Origin of the sequence: Acetivibrio straminisolvens JCM 21531 (genome assembly GCF_000521465.1) — a bacterium.
Lineage (GTDB): Bacteria > Bacillota > Clostridia > Acetivibrionales > Acetivibrionaceae > Hungateiclostridium > Hungateiclostridium straminisolvens.
This window is the reverse complement of sequence record NZ_BAVR01000009.1, coordinates 44,308-60,497: the sequence shown is the minus strand read 5'-3', so window position 1 is coordinate 60,497 and position 16,190 is coordinate 44,308. Positions and strand designations below refer to the sequence as shown.

The following is a 16,190-nucleotide window of genomic DNA, read 5'->3' as shown; positions in this document are numbered from 1 at the left end:
TAATGCCAACATAAAAATTAACACTACATAACTTTTTCATTTTTCAATCATTTAGTCTTACATATTTTTCTGTATTCAATAGGAGTCATTCCAACAGTATTTTTGAAAATTGTGGAAAAATACTGCACACTTTGATATCCCAGCTCCTCGCAAATCTGATAGATTTTTTTATTGCTGTTTTTCAGCATTTCCTTTGCCATCTCCATCTTTATGTTTCTTACATACTCCACAAACTGAATGCCCTTTTCTTCTTTAAAAAGTCTGCTTAAGTATGAAGGATTGAGATTGACAAACTCAGCTACTTCTCCAAGGGATATATCCCTTTTGCAGTTTTCTTTGATATAGTTCACTGCAGAGCTTATTACCCCACTTACCTTTTCGGCCTTTTTTTGATTGATAACCGCGCATGCCCGCTCCACCAGGTCATCATACCATTTTTCAATCTCATCAAGAGTATTTTTACTGAATACTTCTCCATAGAGATTCACAGGAGTATCATACAATTGCTCCGGCGTTATGTTCATTTCATACAGCGTCTTTAGCAGCGTGGACAAAAGCTGGCAGTATACCTGCTGTACATAGTAATAGGGAATGCTTGTGCAACCGACTATCTGATAAATTTTAGTTTTAATAAGCTTCATAACTTCATCGGCCATTCCTGTGGAAAGAGTGTTCTGAAAATTCACAAGCGTTTCACTAAGGTCATTGAAAAAATGCGCATGTTTCATTTCTTTTATCTCGACATTGTCAATATACAAAACAGTGTTATTTCCGTAAACCAGCCGGTAATTAAGCGCTTTTACCGCTTCCTGATATGAAAGATAAGTATCCCTTAGATAGGGATAAATTCTTCCGATTCCCGCACTGACAGAAACTTGTATCTCATGAAAAATCGTATTCTTGATTTTTTCAGCCATGAAAGTTGCATCCTTTATAGCAGCAGCAAAATTACTTCCGGCATTATATACAACAACTACTTCGTTGTTGTAACTCTGAAAAATAATTTTTTTGTAACAGGAAGGCATAAAGTCCCTTGCCATTTCAGCAATCCTTATATTTACAAGCTGAAAGCTCTTATCAAGCAAATCCTTTAAATTCTCCGTCCTATTATCTACGGTAAGCACCACTACACCCACATTGGACTCTTCAAGGTCAATTTCATAAAGATCAAACTGTTTGGTTAAATCCCCCATAGATTTTAATCTGCCCATAATCAAATTGTTATGAAAATACTCTCTTAAAATCGGAAGATTATTTTTATACATCTCTTCCAACCGTGTTTGGTTCTCCTTTTCCAGTTTCTCTTTCAAAATGGCATCCCGTGCTTTTGATACCTCATCAACTATCTTTTGCTTTTTTAAGGGCTTGGAAATGTAAGATTGCACCCCAAGGGAAATGGCTTCCTGTGCAAACTCAAACTCTTCATAGGCACTGATGAGTATAATCCGGATATCCTGCCTGGCTTTGCGAATCTCCTTTACAAGCTCAAGACCGCTTAATCCCGGCATTCTGATATCGGTAACGAGGATATCAGCTTCTGTGGAATTTACCAGTTTGAGTGCTTCTATACCGTTTCTTGCTGTCCCTGCAACTTCTATGTCATAACTCTTCCAATCGATACTTTCTTTTATTCCGTCCAAAATAATCTGCTCATCATCGGCTATAATCATCTTTAGCATAAATTACCCCCAAAACCTTGTCCGCATTAAAAGGTATAATTACCGTTACTTTAGTCCCAATACCCTCCGCACTGCTGACGGTAAGACCGTACTTCTCACCGTAATAAAGCTTTATCCTTTTATTGATATTTGCAAGGGCAAAATAATTCTCTTCATCCGTCTTGTCGCTTGCAAGAAAGTCGGTGATTTTTTTAGTGCCTCGGAACTTATGCCCACACCGTCATCTTCGACAGTAAAGACCACTTTATCATCATCTTTTACTCCTTTAACTTGAATAAAGCTTTTCTCTGTCTTTGGCTCTATTCCATGGCAAATGGCATTTTCCAGCAAAGGCTGCAGTATGAAATTTGGTATCATCATATCAATAATCTCGTCATCAAAATCGAAAGCACATTCAAAACGGTCTTTAAACCGGATTTTTTGAATCTTGACATAACTCTCCAACTGCTTCATTGTGTCCGCCACTGTGATAAAATCTTTTCCTGCGTTAAGACTGCGTTTAAAATAAGTGGACACCGAATCTACCAAAACTTCAAGCTCCTCATAACGCTCCAGTTGAATCAGCCAGTTCATATTGTCAAAAATATTGTATATAAAGTGGGGATTGATTTTTGACTGCAAGAGCTTTAATTCCGCATCCTTCTGCAAAAGTTTCTGGGTATAGAGCTCCTTGAAAAGATAACGTATTTTTTCCACCATATCGTTAAATCTGGAATACATGAAACCGAACTCATCGGTATCTTTGTGCCGGATATATACGTCAAAATTCCCCTCCTCCACTTTCTTCATGGAAACAATAAGCTTGTTTAGTTTTCTGTAAACAGTCTTTGATAAAAGAAAAATAAGAGTAACCGCAGTTGCCACATTCATTATTAGAAATAAAAGAAATATGGAGTTCCTAAGCTCTGTCATCTGCTGCATTGACGAAGAAGCCGGAACGATAGTTACATACTTCCAGCCGGAATATTTCGACGTATCATACACCAAAACATACTTCTCCCCGGAAAACTTGCACAGTTTTTCTCCTCTTTCCCCTACGACATAGGATTTTATCTCTTCTGTCTCTTCCTTGGAAAAGGATTCTTCTCGGCAAAAGTACTGATAACAGTATTACCGCTGCGTCTAAAATCATATTGCTATAATTGGATTTTCCCTGAATGATGTTTTGGATATAATACTTATCAAAATTTACAGCAAGTACTCCGGATTTTACGCCAGTAGACAATACATATAAGGGCCTTACCATTGTAATCTGCTCATAGTTTCTGTCGAGCAAAAAGCTAAGCTTTTTTCTGTACTCGTCTGTTAAAGCAAATTTTTTGTCTTCTTTTCCAATCTCATAATAATAATCAGAAACTCCCCCCGGCTGATTTGAATACACTCCGTAATCGCTGGTATACAATTTCTTGTTTTTATATAGATACAAGTCAATGGAAGCGGCACTGTTTGAAGAATATGTAATGATACTTTTAAGGGTGTCCACGATTTCCCTGTCAACAATATAGTCATTGGGTTCGCTAAAGTCCCCAAACTCAAGTTTGCTTTGTATTTGAAGATTGCTTTGCACCACATCGGCAGTATATTCCATGTTGCTTAAAATCATGTCCACGTATTCCATTGTCTTGCTTAATCCGTTTTTGCTTTCCGTGATTAAAATTTGTTCGATATTCGCTGAGTACAGCCTGTAAAACAGCCAGTTGAAAACAAGAAAAATAGCGATAGCAGCAATAAAAAAATATAAGAAAACCTTTTTCTTCGTTGTGTATATTCTATAGTTAGATTTGATTTGATTAACCTCACGACTACTATGTTTCATAAATCAAATACCCCAACCCCATAATAAAAGTCTAATTGTTTAATTCCTCAAGCATTTTATCTCCTTTTATGCTTCTCCAAAATTCTTCATACTCTTTATAACCCTCATCCACAGTAACTGTTCCCAATATAATCTTTGATGAAATCTCATCAATTTTTTTCTTGTACGTAGATATGTTTTTATCATATAGCTCGGATTTTCCTCCGGGCACCAAATACTTTGGACCTAGATGTTTGTTTGCCTCTTGTGCAAATTTTAGCTGACTTGGCAGCAAGCTTTCCGTTTTTTCATCCCACCTGAATTCAAAATCTGAAATTTGGGGATAATAAAACATAAACTGATATATGTCATATTTATAACCTGAATTTTTAGCCTTTTCTGTGGGCTTGATAAAGCCGTCCTCAATAGTGTAATGCTTGTCCTCTACTCCAAGGCATCTCAATTTGACCCCTTCCTGGGAGTAGAAATAAAACTTGATTACCTCCATTGCCTTCTCAGGATATTTTGTCTTTGAAGAAATACAGATAACATCCTGAATGGCTTCATTGAGATTTCCGCCATGTCCATTAGGACCTTTCAGCTCGTATATGGGGATAAAATCCGTAGATTCATTAACCTTTCCGCTCTCATTAACAAAATATATGTACCTGTTGAAATAATCTATAGCGGACGCCGCTTTTCCCGAAATCAATTTTTCCCGAATAGTTGCATTTTCATTTGTCAGAAATTCCTGATCCAAAATCTTCTCCTGATAAAGCTTTGCAACATATAAAAGTGCCTCTCTCGCCTCAGGCGTATTAAATCCATCATAGTATTTACCATTTTCATCTATTCCGATTCCATAATAAGCACCGAAAGGATTAAAGAAAAACGGCAGATTGTCAAGGAACTTCGGGAAAGTGAAAGGTATAATTCCCTTGCCGCTCAATTTCTTCATTTCATTGTAAAACTCTTCGGTGGTAGGAATTTCGGACAAGTTTAACTCATATTTATCCATATAGTCTTTCCTAATCCAAAGGATTTTTGAAAGCGGCACATACATAGGCACAGCGTGAAGGCTTCCATTTACTCTAAGATAATCCAGATACTCAGGGTCAACCAATGATGTAATCTCCGGAACATTTTCAATAAGATTATCCATAGGTATTGTATAGCCCCTTGAAGCTATAACCTGAAGATTATCCATTGCTTTTCTTACAACAAATATATCCGGTATCTCACCTGTGGTAAGCATGACATTCAGCCTGTCATTATAACTGCTCTGAGGCGGTGCAATAATTTCCAAATCAGTATTTGTCTTCTCTTCAATATACTTCTCAACTTCTTTCATTAATTCCGGATCGACTGCTTCTCCTCCCCAGCCTGTCTGGGACATGCAGAATGTGAGCTTTACCCTTTTATCCGAGGTATTGTCACCAGTCTTTATATCTTTTTGACATCCGGTAAACATAAAAACTGACATCACCAAACAGAGCAACAACACAGAGAGCCTTTTATTAAAATACATTTTTTGCCCCCTTTTTAATCGTTTTTTCCCCTTATTTTTATTTTATATGAAAAACGGTTTTTATGCAAAACCATTGATAAAGCACTTAAGTTTTCTCCGTCTCAAGGGCCTTGAATTTTTGAGGATGCTGTAATAATATTTATATGGTGATAACATTTGAATTTAAAATATACAGTTGATAAGGAAACTACGGGCAAAACCGTAAAATATATATTGAAAAAACAGCTTAATCTTTCAGAAAGGCTTATTAAAAAGTTAAAGCACCAGGCAAAATTCTGTGCAACGGCCATCCTGTTTATGTAAATGCCTTGTGTGCGAAAACGACATAATCGAAGCAGATCTCGACTTTGATGAGTCAGGTATCTTTCTTGAACCCGAAGACATACCCATAGACATAATCTATGAAGATGAATTTCTTATTGCTTTAAACAAACAGCCCGGCATCGTGGTTCATCCTACATGCTCACACCCCAGCGGTACCCTTGCCAATGCCGTATCGTTTCATCTTCAGAAAAAGGGAATTGTAAAAAAGGTTCGCCCGGTTATAAGACTGGACAGAGATACCTCCGGCATTATTATATTTGCAAAAAATCCTTATACTCAAGAAATTCTTATTCAGCAGATGAATGACAAAACCTTTCTCAAAGAATACATCGGCATTGTGCACAATGTATTGGAAAATGACAACGGAACTATAGACCTTCCCATAGCCCGAAACCCGGGAGCATTATGCTAAGGCACATTTCCCCTGATGGGGATAATGCCGTGACGCATTACACGGTACTTGAGCGTCTAAATAACGCCACCTTGGTAAAATTCCGGTTAGAGACCGGAAGAACCCATCAGATAAGAGTGCATTGCCAAGCAATCGGTCATCCTCTTGTCGGGGATACCCTATACCCTTTTACCGACACTCCCTACTCTCTTTTGGGCAATAAATCCCGTATTCCCCAAAGCAATATTCCTCCTGTAACTTGCGAAATTCTTGGAAGACAAGCCCTCCACTCCCAAAGAGCTGTCTTTGTGCATCCTTTCACGAAAAAACCCTTGAAATTACTGCGCCGATACCCGATGACATGAAATCCGTTTTGGAAATATTGAGAAAATAATCATCCAAACATTTACACAATAAACTATTGATGTTATTATAGTACTTGCCTTCATTGCAAAGGTGTAAGGCAAAGGCATCGGTTTTTAGCCTTTTTGTCCTAAAACCTCATTGGCTATATATCAAAGAGTGTTGAACCGTTTATTTCTGGAATGTGTAATTCTAACCTGCTTTAAATATGCTTCAAAAAGAAATGGAGGTATTTACGTGGAAGTTATGAAAGACCGTTATTCTATCACAGAACTTAGCGAATATCTCAATGTAACCGATCATACTTTAAGATATTATGAAAGAGAGTTCAATCTGTATGTCCCAAAGGACAAAAGGGGCAGGAGATGCTACACTCCGGAACTTGCCAATATTATGTACAAGATTAAGGCCATGAGGGATGATGGACTTGAGATAAAAGCCATAAAAAAATTCTCCAGTCGGAAAATATTATAACAGAGCCTCCTCCGGTTGTAACCGGGGATATTAGTGTGCCTGTCCCAAAACGAAATCACAGCGAAAGCATCCTTGATATAAAAACATTCTTCCAGGAGTTTGAGAAGCAACTGACCAACAGCTTTTCTCAAGAGGTGGAATTGGCAAAAGAGCATATGACCAACGAACTCAACAAGACAAAGCTTGAGCTTGGTGCCTGTTTTGAAAATAATGTAAGAAGACTTGAAAGCAAGCTGGACAAGCATTTTGAAAATGTCGACCGTTCCATAGGAATGTGGAGAGAAAAAAACAAAGACGGTCTGTTTAAACGTCTCAGGAAAAAGGTTTTCAGATTATGAAAAATAAGCACTAAAAGCTCGGGACATCGAGTCCCTTCGCTTTTGCCTCTTTCATTTCATTCCAAGAGGCCAAATCAAGCAAAAAGGGACTTACTGCCCCTTTTGCTTTCAAGTGCTATTTTTTTGTACTATTTTACTTCAACGCTGCTGATTAACCCTATTTTTTTCAAAACTTCGGCAAACTTCTCCGTATCTATGGGCTTTGCCGCATAAGCTTCGCATCCCGATTCAAAGGCGGTGTAGACATTGGTTGTATCGTTTAAAGCTGTTGTCATTATGACCTTCACCCGATTGTCTCCTTCAATTCCCTTTTGCTTTTCCACATCTCTTATTGCCTTTAAAGCCTTTGTTCCGTCGAGCTTCGGCATCATGATATCGAGGCATACCAAGTCATAGGGTTTTCCTTCGTCAAGAGCAATCATAAATGCGTCGACTGCTTCAATTCCGTCTATAGTAATGTCGCATTCCCCATAGCAAGAAAGAAACTTGTACAAAAACTTCCTGCTTGCATAATCGTCTTCTGCAATTAGTATCCTCATTTTAAAACCCCTTTCCATAGATATTATTGTATATGTTTAATTTTTCTTAATGAAGTTCTTTGACCTCCCGCTTTAGCTCCTCATAAAGCTTTTTAACATCCTGCAGCTGATTTTTCCTTGCTAAAAGCTGTATCTTAAAAGCAAGACTTTTTACTTTGTCATATCCCTTGCTCTGTGCAAACTCTTTTACTATAAGAGCACTTTTGTCAATTGCCGCTAAGTTTTCATTCAATACGGAAAGATTCAGTCTTTTCATTATTTCTTCCAAGCTAATATCCGGCCCGGTTTCATTTACAGATAAAGACTCATCGATTTTTTTACCCGGTTCCAAATTTACCCCATCATCTTCTTTTCTTTCCTGCATTTTATCACTGGGTTGCTCATCTCGGTACAACGCCCTGTTTATTGCTGCATAAATGTCGTCAAAGGAAAAGGGCTTGGAAATATAATCATCCATTCCCGCTTCTAAAAACTTTTCCCTCTCATTCTGAAAAGCATATGCAGTAACTGCAATAATGGGAATGTGCCTGAAGGTTCCTTCCTCCATCTTTCTTATTCTCTTCGTCGCCTCAATACCATCTAGCTTAGGCATCTGAATATCCATCAGTATAAGGTCAAACTCATTCTCCTCGAATAGCTTAATTGCCTCAAAACCATTCTCAGCAATTACGAGAGAATACTGTTCATTTTTCAGCATACCGGCTATAACCTGCTGATTGACCTTGTCATCCTCGGCAAGCAGTATTCTAAGACTTCGACCGGGCAATTTCCCTCTCACGTTTGAAAAACATTCTGCCCTAACGCCATCTTTATCCTTCCTCTTAAAACTTGCCGTAAAATAGAAAGTGCTTCCTTTTTCCTTTTTGCTCTGGACCCAGATTTCACCCCCCATCATCTCCACAAGCTGCCTTGAAATCGCAAGTCCAAGACCTGTGCCTCCATACCTTCTGGTAATGGAACTGTCGACCTGGCTGAAGCTTTTAAACAGCAAGCCGATTTTTTCCCTGTCTATGCCTATTCCCGTGTCCGACACGCTGAATTTTAACTTCACTGAATCATCTCTTATTTCAACAATATCCGCAGTTATCTTTACCTCGCCAACATCAGTAAATTTTATGGCATTGGAAATAAGGTTGTTTAAAACCTGCTGAAGCCGTCCGGGATCCCCCACCAGAATTCTCGGTATGCCTTTTTGTACAGTATAGCTAAGTCTCAGCCCTTTTTCATCTGCATGTACAACATGGGATTTGTATGTCTTTTCCAAAAGGTTCAAAAAGTCAAACTTGACATTTTCCAAAATCATTTTTCCGGCTTCTATCTTCGAATAGTCCAGAATATCGTTTATAACCCTGAGTAAAAGTTCTGCGCACGAGTTTATAATATTGAGATTTTCCCTCTGATCTTCGGTCAATTCCGTCTGTAAAGTAAGATTGGTCATTCCGATTATTCCATTTAAAGGAGTTCTAATTTCATGACTCATATTTGCAAGAAATTCGCTCTTTGCCCGGTTTGCAGCCTCAGCTGCCTCCTTTGCCCTAAAAAGATTTTCCGACATTAACTTTCTTTCGGTAATGTCTTCTGAAACTCTCAGATAATTGGTTATGACCCCCTCTGAGTTTATTATGGGAGAATAGCATACATATTCCCAAAATACCACATTGTTTTTTGATTTATGCCTGATTTCTCCCCTCCATTCTTTACCTGAAGCCATTGCCTCAATCATTTCACTGTATTTTTCTTTGTTGTCTTCCTGCATCTCCATGAAGAAAAGGCTTTTTCCAATTACTTCATCAATGCTGTAACCAGTCACCTGAGTGAACTGGGGATTTACATATTCAATATTTCCATTGGTATCTGATATTACAATAATACCGGGACTTTGTTCGACCGCCTGGGACAGCTTCTGAAGTTTTTCTTCCGCCTTTTTAATTCTTGTTATATCCCTGAAAACCACAACCACACCCATTATTTTTTGGTCAGAGTTTTTTATGGGGGCAGTGCTTGCCGAAACATATCTTAAAGTCCCGTCTTTTGACACCAACACGGTATCTTTTCTAAGCCCTACGGATTTGCGCTCCGTCAATACCCTTTCATAGGGACTCGGCTCAGGCTCATTGCTCAAGCCGTTTATTATCACAAAAACTTCAGAGAGCGGTTTTCCTATTGAGCAGCAAGTCAAATAGCCTGTCAGCTCTTGAGCTGCTTTGTTCATCATAATTACACATCCCTTTTCATCGGTAACAATTACCCCGTCTCCTATACTCTCCAAAGTTACTACCAGTTTTTCGTTTTCCTCGACTAACTCCTTTTCAAATCTTTTCTGCTCTCTTTTTTGCTCGAGATCCCGGCATTTTTTAAATATAATGGATTTCAGCCTTACAATATCTTTCTTTTCGCAATAATCGTAAGCTCCTAATTTTATCATTTCAAGACCTTGTCCATTGTCACCGTCTTCCAAAAGCACAACAACCGGAGCTTCTTCTTTAAGTCCTTTAAGCGGCTCAATCGCATCGGTAAAAGAAATATCCGAACAATAGTCAAAAAACACGATGTGAAAGGTATTCTTCATCAAATTATATTTGAATTCACTAAGTGTCCTGACATTTCTAATGAAATACTTGTACCCCATATCCGAAAGTATATTTTCTATGGTTGCTATATGCTCTATGTCATCTCCTGCTACCAGTACTTCGAGGTCCTCATTCAAATCGTCCCCACCTCGTTTTTATCTTGTTAATCGGTATACGCCTGTAGCTTTTTACAGCATTGAATATACCAATTGCGGTATAGCTTCTAAAGATGCCTGCTTTTCAACGGCACCGATTTCAAAGGCAACTTTCGGCATTCCGTATACAACGCAGGATTTTTCATCCTGTCCCAACGTTCGGGCTCCTTTTTGCCTCATAGCCAAAAGCCCTTTTGCACCGTCTCGGCCCATTCCTGTAAGTATTATCCCTATGGCATTTTTGCCGGCTACCTGGGCAACGGAATTAAAAAGCACATCCACCGACGGACAATGTCCACTGACCTTTTCTCCTTTTGTGCACTCCACTATATAACCTGCTCCGCTTCTTTTAAGTGTCATATGATAATCCCCTGGTGCAATCAATACCGTTCCCTGACAAACCCTGTCTCCGTTTTTAGCTTCTCTGACTTCCATAAGACACGAGTTATTGAGCCTCTCCGCATACATTCTGGTAAATACCGGTGGCATATGCTGAACAATAACCGTTCCCGGTATATCCCTCGGAAATGATTTTAAAAGGTTGAATATCGCTTCAGTACCTCCGGTAGATGCACCAATAGCAATGATTTTATTTGAGGTTCTGGTATTTATGCTTCCCACGTTTTTTGAATCGGCATATTCTCTTTTCCAGTGCCCCACTTTTGCCGTTGAAGCAATTTTTATCTTTATAATCAATTCATTTATTAAAAAGTCAAATCCTCTTTGGCTCGATAAATCCGGTTTTGTTACGAAATCCACAGCACCGGCATTTAGAGCATCAAATACATTATTGCTTACAGCACTTACCACCACAACAGGAATAGGATATTGAGGCATCAGCCGCCTTAAGAACTCAATTCCGTTCATTCTCGGCATTTCAACATCCAGAGTCATAACATCCGGTTTAAACTCAATAATCTTGTCTCTGGCCTCATAAGGGTCCGATGCCGTTGCGACTACCTCAATTGCTGAATCTTGTGCTATTCCCTTTGAAATTTTTTCCCTGAACAAAAGAGAGTCATCAACTACCAAGACTCTGATTTTTTTTCTAATGCTGGTTCTTATAGTATTCAAGCTCTATCTATTCCTTTCTGTATACTGCCGGCATTATATATTTGTATCCGGTTTCTTCGCGGTTTAAAGACTCCGAATGTCCAATAAACAAATATCCTCCCGGCTCAGTAAATTCGTAGAACCTGTTTACCAGTTCCATTTTTGTCTGTTGATCAAAATATATCATTACATTTCTGCAAAATATAACATGAAACTTTTTTTTGAAGGGAAAGGCAGTATTCATAAGATTGAAAATCCTGAATATAACCTCATTTCGAATACTGTCCGCCACAGCCCAGTTACTCTCATCAATCTTTCTAAAATACTTTCTTCTCCATGAATCGGGAACCCCTTCAATACGTTCACTTGAATAAATGCCCCGTTTGGCTTTTTGGATCACATTCATTGAGATATCTGTTGCCAAAATTCTCGTGTCCCAGAACGCTTTTTGCGCACCGAAAAAGTCTGCGATTATCATCGCCAGAGTATAGGGTTCCTCACCGCTTGAACAGCCTGCGCTCCATATTCTAAGATCCATGGAGCCTTTTATCGTTGCAGTAAGGTACGGTAAAACAGTTGAAGCAAAAAACTCAAAGTGATCTGGCTCCCTCATAAAGAAAGTATGATTTGTGGTTATCTTGTTTATAAGGGTTGTCAGTGCTTCGCCGGTTGTATCGGATATCACATAATCATAGTAATCCGAAAAACTTTTGAAATTCATCTGTTGCAGAATATTATGGAGCCTTCCCACAACTAATGTCTTTTTCTTTTCCGTTAAGTTTATACCATAGTTGCTTTTAACATATGCTGCAAGCTTGTCAAACTCTTTTTTGGTAATGTTCAACATCAATCTCACCAATCAAACATATTTTTTAAATGTTGAGTAAATTTTCACACTCTTCATCGTTCAACAGCTTATTGCAGTCAAGCAGCAGCTTAACTTCATCTCCGACCTTGCCGATTTCCTTAATGTAACGGTTGCTAAAACCGGTATTCGCTTCCGGAGGAGGTACTATATTCTCTTCCGGAATGGATATTACTTCTGCAACACTATCCACAATAAGCCCAACAGAAACATCATTAATATCAACAACCACAATGCATGTCCTGTCATTGTACTCCATTGGCTCTTTTTTAAATCTAAGCCTTACATCCAAAACAGGTATAATCTTACCTCTTAAGTTTATTATTCCTTTGATATATTCCGGCAACTCGGGAACTTCAGTTATCTGCTGTATGCCGATTATCTCGGTAACGTACTTAATCTCTATGCCGTATACCTCTTTTCCGATAAGAAACGTGAGGTATTTGCCTTTTTGAGTATCTTCTTCGTATTCTAAAACATTTTCCAATGCTTCACTCATAATTAAAAACCCTCCTAATTTATATCTACTAATCCAGCAATATCCAATATTAGACTTATGCTTCCGTCACCTAAAAGCGTACAGCCTCCTATGCCCTTTACCTTCTTAATATACTTGGGCAGTGCCTTGACTACTACCTGTTGTTCGCCCAAAAGCTCATCCGCAAATATGCATATTACTTTGGAGTCATTTTCAACCATAACAATTATTCCGTCATTTATATCCGTAACTGCGGTATCGATTTTGTAGAACCTGTGAAGTCTTACTATAGGATAAACTTCACCTCTTACCATAATCATTTCATTTCCTTCGGAGTCTGTGATGATTGCTTCATTTTTTACTTTAAAGGATTCCTTGATTGATATAGTCGGTATTGTATATCTGGATTTTCCGACTTTAATACTCATACCGTTGATAATTGCCAAGGTCAAAGGCAATTTTATAGAGATTATCGTTCCGTTATCCGGTACACTGTCAACAAAAATCGTTCCGCCCACCATGGAAATGTTGTTGCTTACGATATCCATTCCCACACCGCGCCCGGAGAATTCAGTGACATTATCCTTTGTAGAGAAACCCGGCGTGAAAATAAATGAATATATTTCTTTATCCGTAAGCTCGTTTTCAGGCTTGTGTATAAGACCTGCCACTCTCGCTTTTTTAAGTATTTTTTCCCGGTTGAGTCCTCTTCCGTCATCCTTTACGAATATCCATACATCTCCTCCCGCATTTTTAGCTTCAAGAGTAATCTTTCCTGCCGGAGGTTTTCCCTTTGCCACTCTTTCCTCCGCATCTTCAAGTCCGTGGTCTACAGCATTTCTTATAAGGTGAATAAGCGGGTCGGATATCCGTTCAATAATATTTTTGTCAACTTCGGTTTCCTCTCCTATTATCTCCAGCTCTATTGACTTATTCAATTTTTTGCCCATATCCCTGACTATCCTGTTCATCTTTTGGAAAGTCATTGATAGAGGAACCATACGGATTGACATCACCACATCCTGCAGTTCATTTGTCAACTTGTTGAGCTGTCTTGCGGCCTTGTGAAAATTGTCGAGTTGAAGTCCTTCAAGGTCGGGATTCTGCGTTACCATGCTTCGGAAATAACTATTTCCCCAACCAGATCCATTAGCTTGTCAAGTTTTGCTATGTTGACACTTATAACACTTTGCTTGCTTGAAGCTGCAACATTCTCACCCGACGGACTTGCTTTTTTCTCTTGTAAAGGCTGCCTGTCGGAAGAATTCCCGTTTTGCTCGGAAGCTTGCAAAGTATCGTTCAAAACAATATCTTTTCGGGACTGTCTATTCTCTTCTTTCGGTTCGTCTTCCCCAGTACCTTCCATATCTCCTATTACATCTTCAAGATCTTCATTTATTACATATACATCAAGACTCTTAAGAAGCAGGGTATGGGATAACCTTTCTTTTACCTCGTCAAGTCCCAAATCAGTACTGAATACTACCCTAAAGCCTTCCTTTTGAATGATCTCACTGTCTCCGCCGCCCTCAATAACATCCTCAGGATAGAAATAATTTACATCGGCTATTTCCTTTAAATCGTGAATTACAGAAAATGCCTGATGTTTTCCATGCCGCACTGATCCTCAAATTTAAGAACAGCCTCGTATTTATGACTCTTTGGGGTCGATACCGATCTATTTGAGCTGATATAGTACTTCTGATCTTTCTCAACCTCCAAAGTACCAGATGATTCAGAATCAGTGGAATTGCTGTCGCCACTGTTCACACTTTTCAAATTGCTTAAGTAGTCCCTTATTTCTTTTATAAGGTCAGTGGCATCACCATCGGGTTTCTGCCCGTTTTCAATCTTGGCAGTCTCGTTCTTAATAAAGTCAACTCCGTTTAGCACAATATCTGTAATTTCTGTCGAATTAATATTTTCGGGCTTTTCCTCACGCAGATAAAAAAACAAGTCTTCAATAGAATGGGCAAGTTTTGATATATCATCAAAGAGCATCATAGCTGCTGAGCCCTTTATTGTGTGCATGATTCTGAAAATCTCATCTATCGAAGATTCAAAACCGCTTTCCTTTTCACTGCTAATTAGGGATTGCTCTAATTGATCCAATAACTGGAGTGTTTCAAATATAAACATATCCAGCATAGGCTCACGACTAACGTTATCAGCCAACTTCTACCACCTCCGTGTGTGTATTTATTGCTACTTCCCAGCTATTACAATTTTTCAATGGCTTGTATAACATAATCTTCTTTGAATGGCTTTACAATGAATCCTTTTGCGCCTGCTAAAATTGCATCCTTTACAAAACACTCCTGGCCCATTGAGGAAATCATTATAACTTTTGCATCGGGGTCAAACTCTTTAATCATTTTGACCGCCTTTATCCCGTCACATACAGGCATAGTTATATCCATCGTAACTATATCCGGCTTGATTTCCTTATACTTGGTGACAGCAACCAGGCCGTTTTCTGCTTCTCCAACCACCTCATGTCCATGTCTTTCCAGCATCATTTTGAGTGATGCCCTCATAAATCCAGCATCGTCGACTATTAAGATTCTCTTCATTTCTTCACACTCCCACGTTTTTTAGTTTGTTGCATACACAATACCATGGATTAGAGTTTGTTACTTCCCCTAGCATCTTGGAACTTTAGATTAATCAAAGATTGGTGTTTCCTTATATGATGATCAAGTCAAGATATGTATTAAAAAACCATAAAATACATTGTATAAATATTATTGCATTATTTTTCCACAAAATCAAGTAAAAAAATATGTGTTTGATGTTTATATCGAATTCTATTATACTATTATTAACAGTTAATTTTTATTTTTTTAAATACTTAAGCTGAGTCGAGGTTGGATGAATGATAAATTTTCTTGGTATTGGCAGTGCTTTTAACACCCAATTGGGCAATAACAGTGCATATATAAAAAAAGAGAAATATTTTATTTTGTTCGACTGCGGCAGTACCGTATTCGGTAGGCTCCGCAGCCTAAATCTTATAGACGACGTTTCGGAACTGTATATCATTATAACCCATACTCACCCCGATCATATAGGAAGCCTCGGTGAATTGGTTTTTTATTCTTACTATATCAAAAATTTGAGACCAAAAATTCTTTTTCCCGATAAGAATCTTATAGACGTGATTTTGGGCAGCATGGGTGTAAGAACCAATTTCTATGAAGTTCTGAGCTCTGTGGATACAGTAATTAAAAATAATGATTTTAATATGGAAGTTTCTTTTAGGAAATGTTCCCATGTGGATTCAATTCCATCCTATGGAGTACTCTTTAAATTGGACGGCTCTACATTATATTACAGCGGAGATTCCAATTCCATCAGCAATTTTGTGCTGGAAGGTCTGGAAAAAGGCAGTATTGATTTCTTGTATCAAGATACCTGCGGAATCGACTACAGCGAAAATCCCCATTTTTACCTCGGGAGACTTGCAAAACTGATAAAGCCGGAGCTTAGGCATAAAGTGTATTGCATGCATATTGACCCGGAATTCAACAGGGACGAGGCATTAGAGCTTGGCTTTAATGTAGTGGAAGCAGTAAAATAAAAGCAGTAATAAATTCTAAGATTTTGTCTTAAAATTTATTACCGCCCCATGCCTATTC

11 protein-coding genes and 3 pseudogenes are annotated in these 16,190 nt (G+C 38.4%); 3 read left to right on the top strand and 11 right to left on the bottom strand.

The genetic code is table 11. From position 1 onward, the window contains the following. Window positions 1–47: 47 nt before the first annotated feature. From JCM21531_RS03940 to JCM21531_RS03925, 4 genes are all read right to left on the bottom strand, one after another. Window positions 48–1,679, bottom strand: a complete 1,632-nt coding sequence (locus tag JCM21531_RS03940) for a response regulator (RefSeq protein ID WP_038287559.1) — start codon at window positions 1,677–1,679, stop codon at window positions 48–50. A 111-nt stretch (window positions 1,680–1,790) separates the two neighbouring features. After that, complete coding sequence (locus tag JCM21531_RS03935) at window positions 1,791–2,663, bottom strand: sensor histidine kinase (RefSeq protein WP_243467182.1); 873 nt, start codon at window positions 2,661–2,663, stop codon at window positions 1,791–1,793. After that, a complete protein-coding gene (locus tag JCM21531_RS03930) occupies window positions 2,656–3,495 on the bottom strand; it encodes a cache domain-containing protein (protein ID WP_038287557.1) in 840 nt (279 codons plus the stop codon). Before JCM21531_RS03930 ends, JCM21531_RS03935 begins: the two co-directional genes overlap by 8 nt. A gap of 31 nt (window positions 3,496–3,526) precedes the next feature. Then, entirely contained in the window at window positions 3,527–5,002 is a 1,476-nt protein-coding gene (locus JCM21531_RS03925) for an extracellular solute-binding protein (protein ID WP_054846991.1), read from the bottom strand. Window positions 5,003–5,158: 156 nt separating this feature from the next. On the opposite strand from JCM21531_RS03925, the pseudogene JCM21531_RS24770 reads away from it, so the two are divergent. Together JCM21531_RS24770 and JCM21531_RS24280 are read left to right on the top strand one after the other, a co-directional pair. After that, window positions 5,159–6,111: pseudogene (locus JCM21531_RS24770) on the top strand (RluA family pseudouridine synthase). Between the two features lie 206 nt (window positions 6,112–6,317). Next, window positions 6,318–6,892 (top strand): annotated as a pseudogene (locus tag JCM21531_RS24280) (MerR family transcriptional regulator). A 128-nt stretch (window positions 6,893–7,020) separates the two neighbouring features. Here JCM21531_RS24280 and JCM21531_RS03910 read toward each other — a convergent pair. From JCM21531_RS03910 to JCM21531_RS03880, 7 genes and pseudogenes are all read right to left on the bottom strand, one after another. Then, window positions 7,021–7,431, bottom strand: coding sequence for a response regulator (locus tag JCM21531_RS03910; RefSeq protein ID WP_038287554.1), 411 nt, complete (start codon window positions 7,429–7,431; stop codon window positions 7,021–7,023). Window positions 7,432–7,477: 46 nt separating this feature from the next. Further along, complete coding sequence (locus tag JCM21531_RS03905) at window positions 7,478–10,138, bottom strand: PAS domain S-box protein (RefSeq protein WP_243467169.1); 2,661 nt, start codon at window positions 10,136–10,138, stop codon at window positions 7,478–7,480. Between the two features lie 51 nt (window positions 10,139–10,189). Then, on the bottom strand, window positions 10,190–11,221 hold the full coding sequence (locus tag JCM21531_RS03900) for a protein-glutamate methylesterase/protein-glutamine glutaminase (RefSeq protein WP_038287589.1): 1,032 nt from the start codon (window positions 11,219–11,221) through the stop codon (window positions 10,190–10,192). A 16-nt stretch (window positions 11,222–11,237) separates the two neighbouring features. Continuing rightward, complete coding sequence (locus JCM21531_RS03895; protein ID WP_038287552.1) at window positions 11,238–12,056, bottom strand: CheR family methyltransferase; 819 nt, start codon at window positions 12,054–12,056, stop codon at window positions 11,238–11,240. Window positions 12,057–12,081: 25 nt separating this feature from the next. Next, entirely contained in the window at window positions 12,082–12,573 is a 492-nt protein-coding gene (locus JCM21531_RS03890) for a chemotaxis protein CheW (protein ID WP_038287550.1), read from the bottom strand. Between the two features lie 14 nt (window positions 12,574–12,587). Then, window positions 12,588–14,727: pseudogene (locus JCM21531_RS03885) on the bottom strand (chemotaxis protein CheW). A 44-nt stretch (window positions 14,728–14,771) separates the two neighbouring features. Continuing rightward, window positions 14,772–15,125 (bottom strand): response regulator, encoded by a 354-nt coding sequence (locus JCM21531_RS03880; protein ID WP_038287547.1) that lies wholly within the window; start codon window positions 15,123–15,125, stop codon window positions 14,772–14,774. A gap of 302 nt (window positions 15,126–15,427) precedes the next feature. Here JCM21531_RS03880 and JCM21531_RS03875 point away from each other — a divergent pair, with 302 nt between their 5' ends. Then, window positions 15,428–16,132 carry an MBL fold metallo-hydrolase gene (locus JCM21531_RS03875; RefSeq protein ID WP_038287544.1) on the top strand — a complete coding sequence of 235 codons (705 nt, stop codon included), beginning with the start codon at window positions 15,428–15,430 and terminating at the stop codon, window positions 16,130–16,132. Window positions 16,133–16,190 lie beyond the last annotated feature (58 nt).

Excerpts from the sequence above, each read along its gene's own strand:
- JCM21531_RS03940 (WP_038287559.1), bottom strand. The coding sequence starts at position 1,679 with ATGCTAAAGATGATTATAGCCGATGATGAGCAGATTATTTTGGACGGA.
- JCM21531_RS03930 (WP_038287557.1), bottom strand. The coding sequence starts at position 3,495 with ATGAAACATAGTAGTCGTGAGGTTAATCAAATCAAATCTAACTATAGA.
- JCM21531_RS03925 (WP_054846991.1), bottom strand. The coding sequence starts at position 5,002 with ATGTATTTTAATAAAAGGCTCTCTGTGTTGTTGCTCTGTTTGGTGATG.
- JCM21531_RS03910 (WP_038287554.1), bottom strand. The coding sequence starts at position 7,431 with ATGAGGATACTAATTGCAGAAGACGATTATGCAAGCAGGAAGTTTTTG.
- JCM21531_RS03895 (WP_038287552.1), bottom strand. The coding sequence starts at position 12,056 with ATGTTGAACATTACCAAAAAAGAGTTTGACAAGCTTGCAGCATATGTT.
- JCM21531_RS03890 (WP_038287550.1), bottom strand. The coding sequence starts at position 12,573 with ATGAGTGAAGCATTGGAAAATGTTTTAGAATACGAAGAAGATACTCAA.
- JCM21531_RS03880 (WP_038287547.1), bottom strand. The coding sequence starts at position 15,125 with ATGAAGAGAATCTTAATAGTCGACGATGCTGGATTTATGAGGGCATCA.
- JCM21531_RS03875 (WP_038287544.1), top strand. The coding sequence starts at position 15,428 with ATGATAAATTTTCTTGGTATTGGCAGTGCTTTTAACACCCAATTGGGC.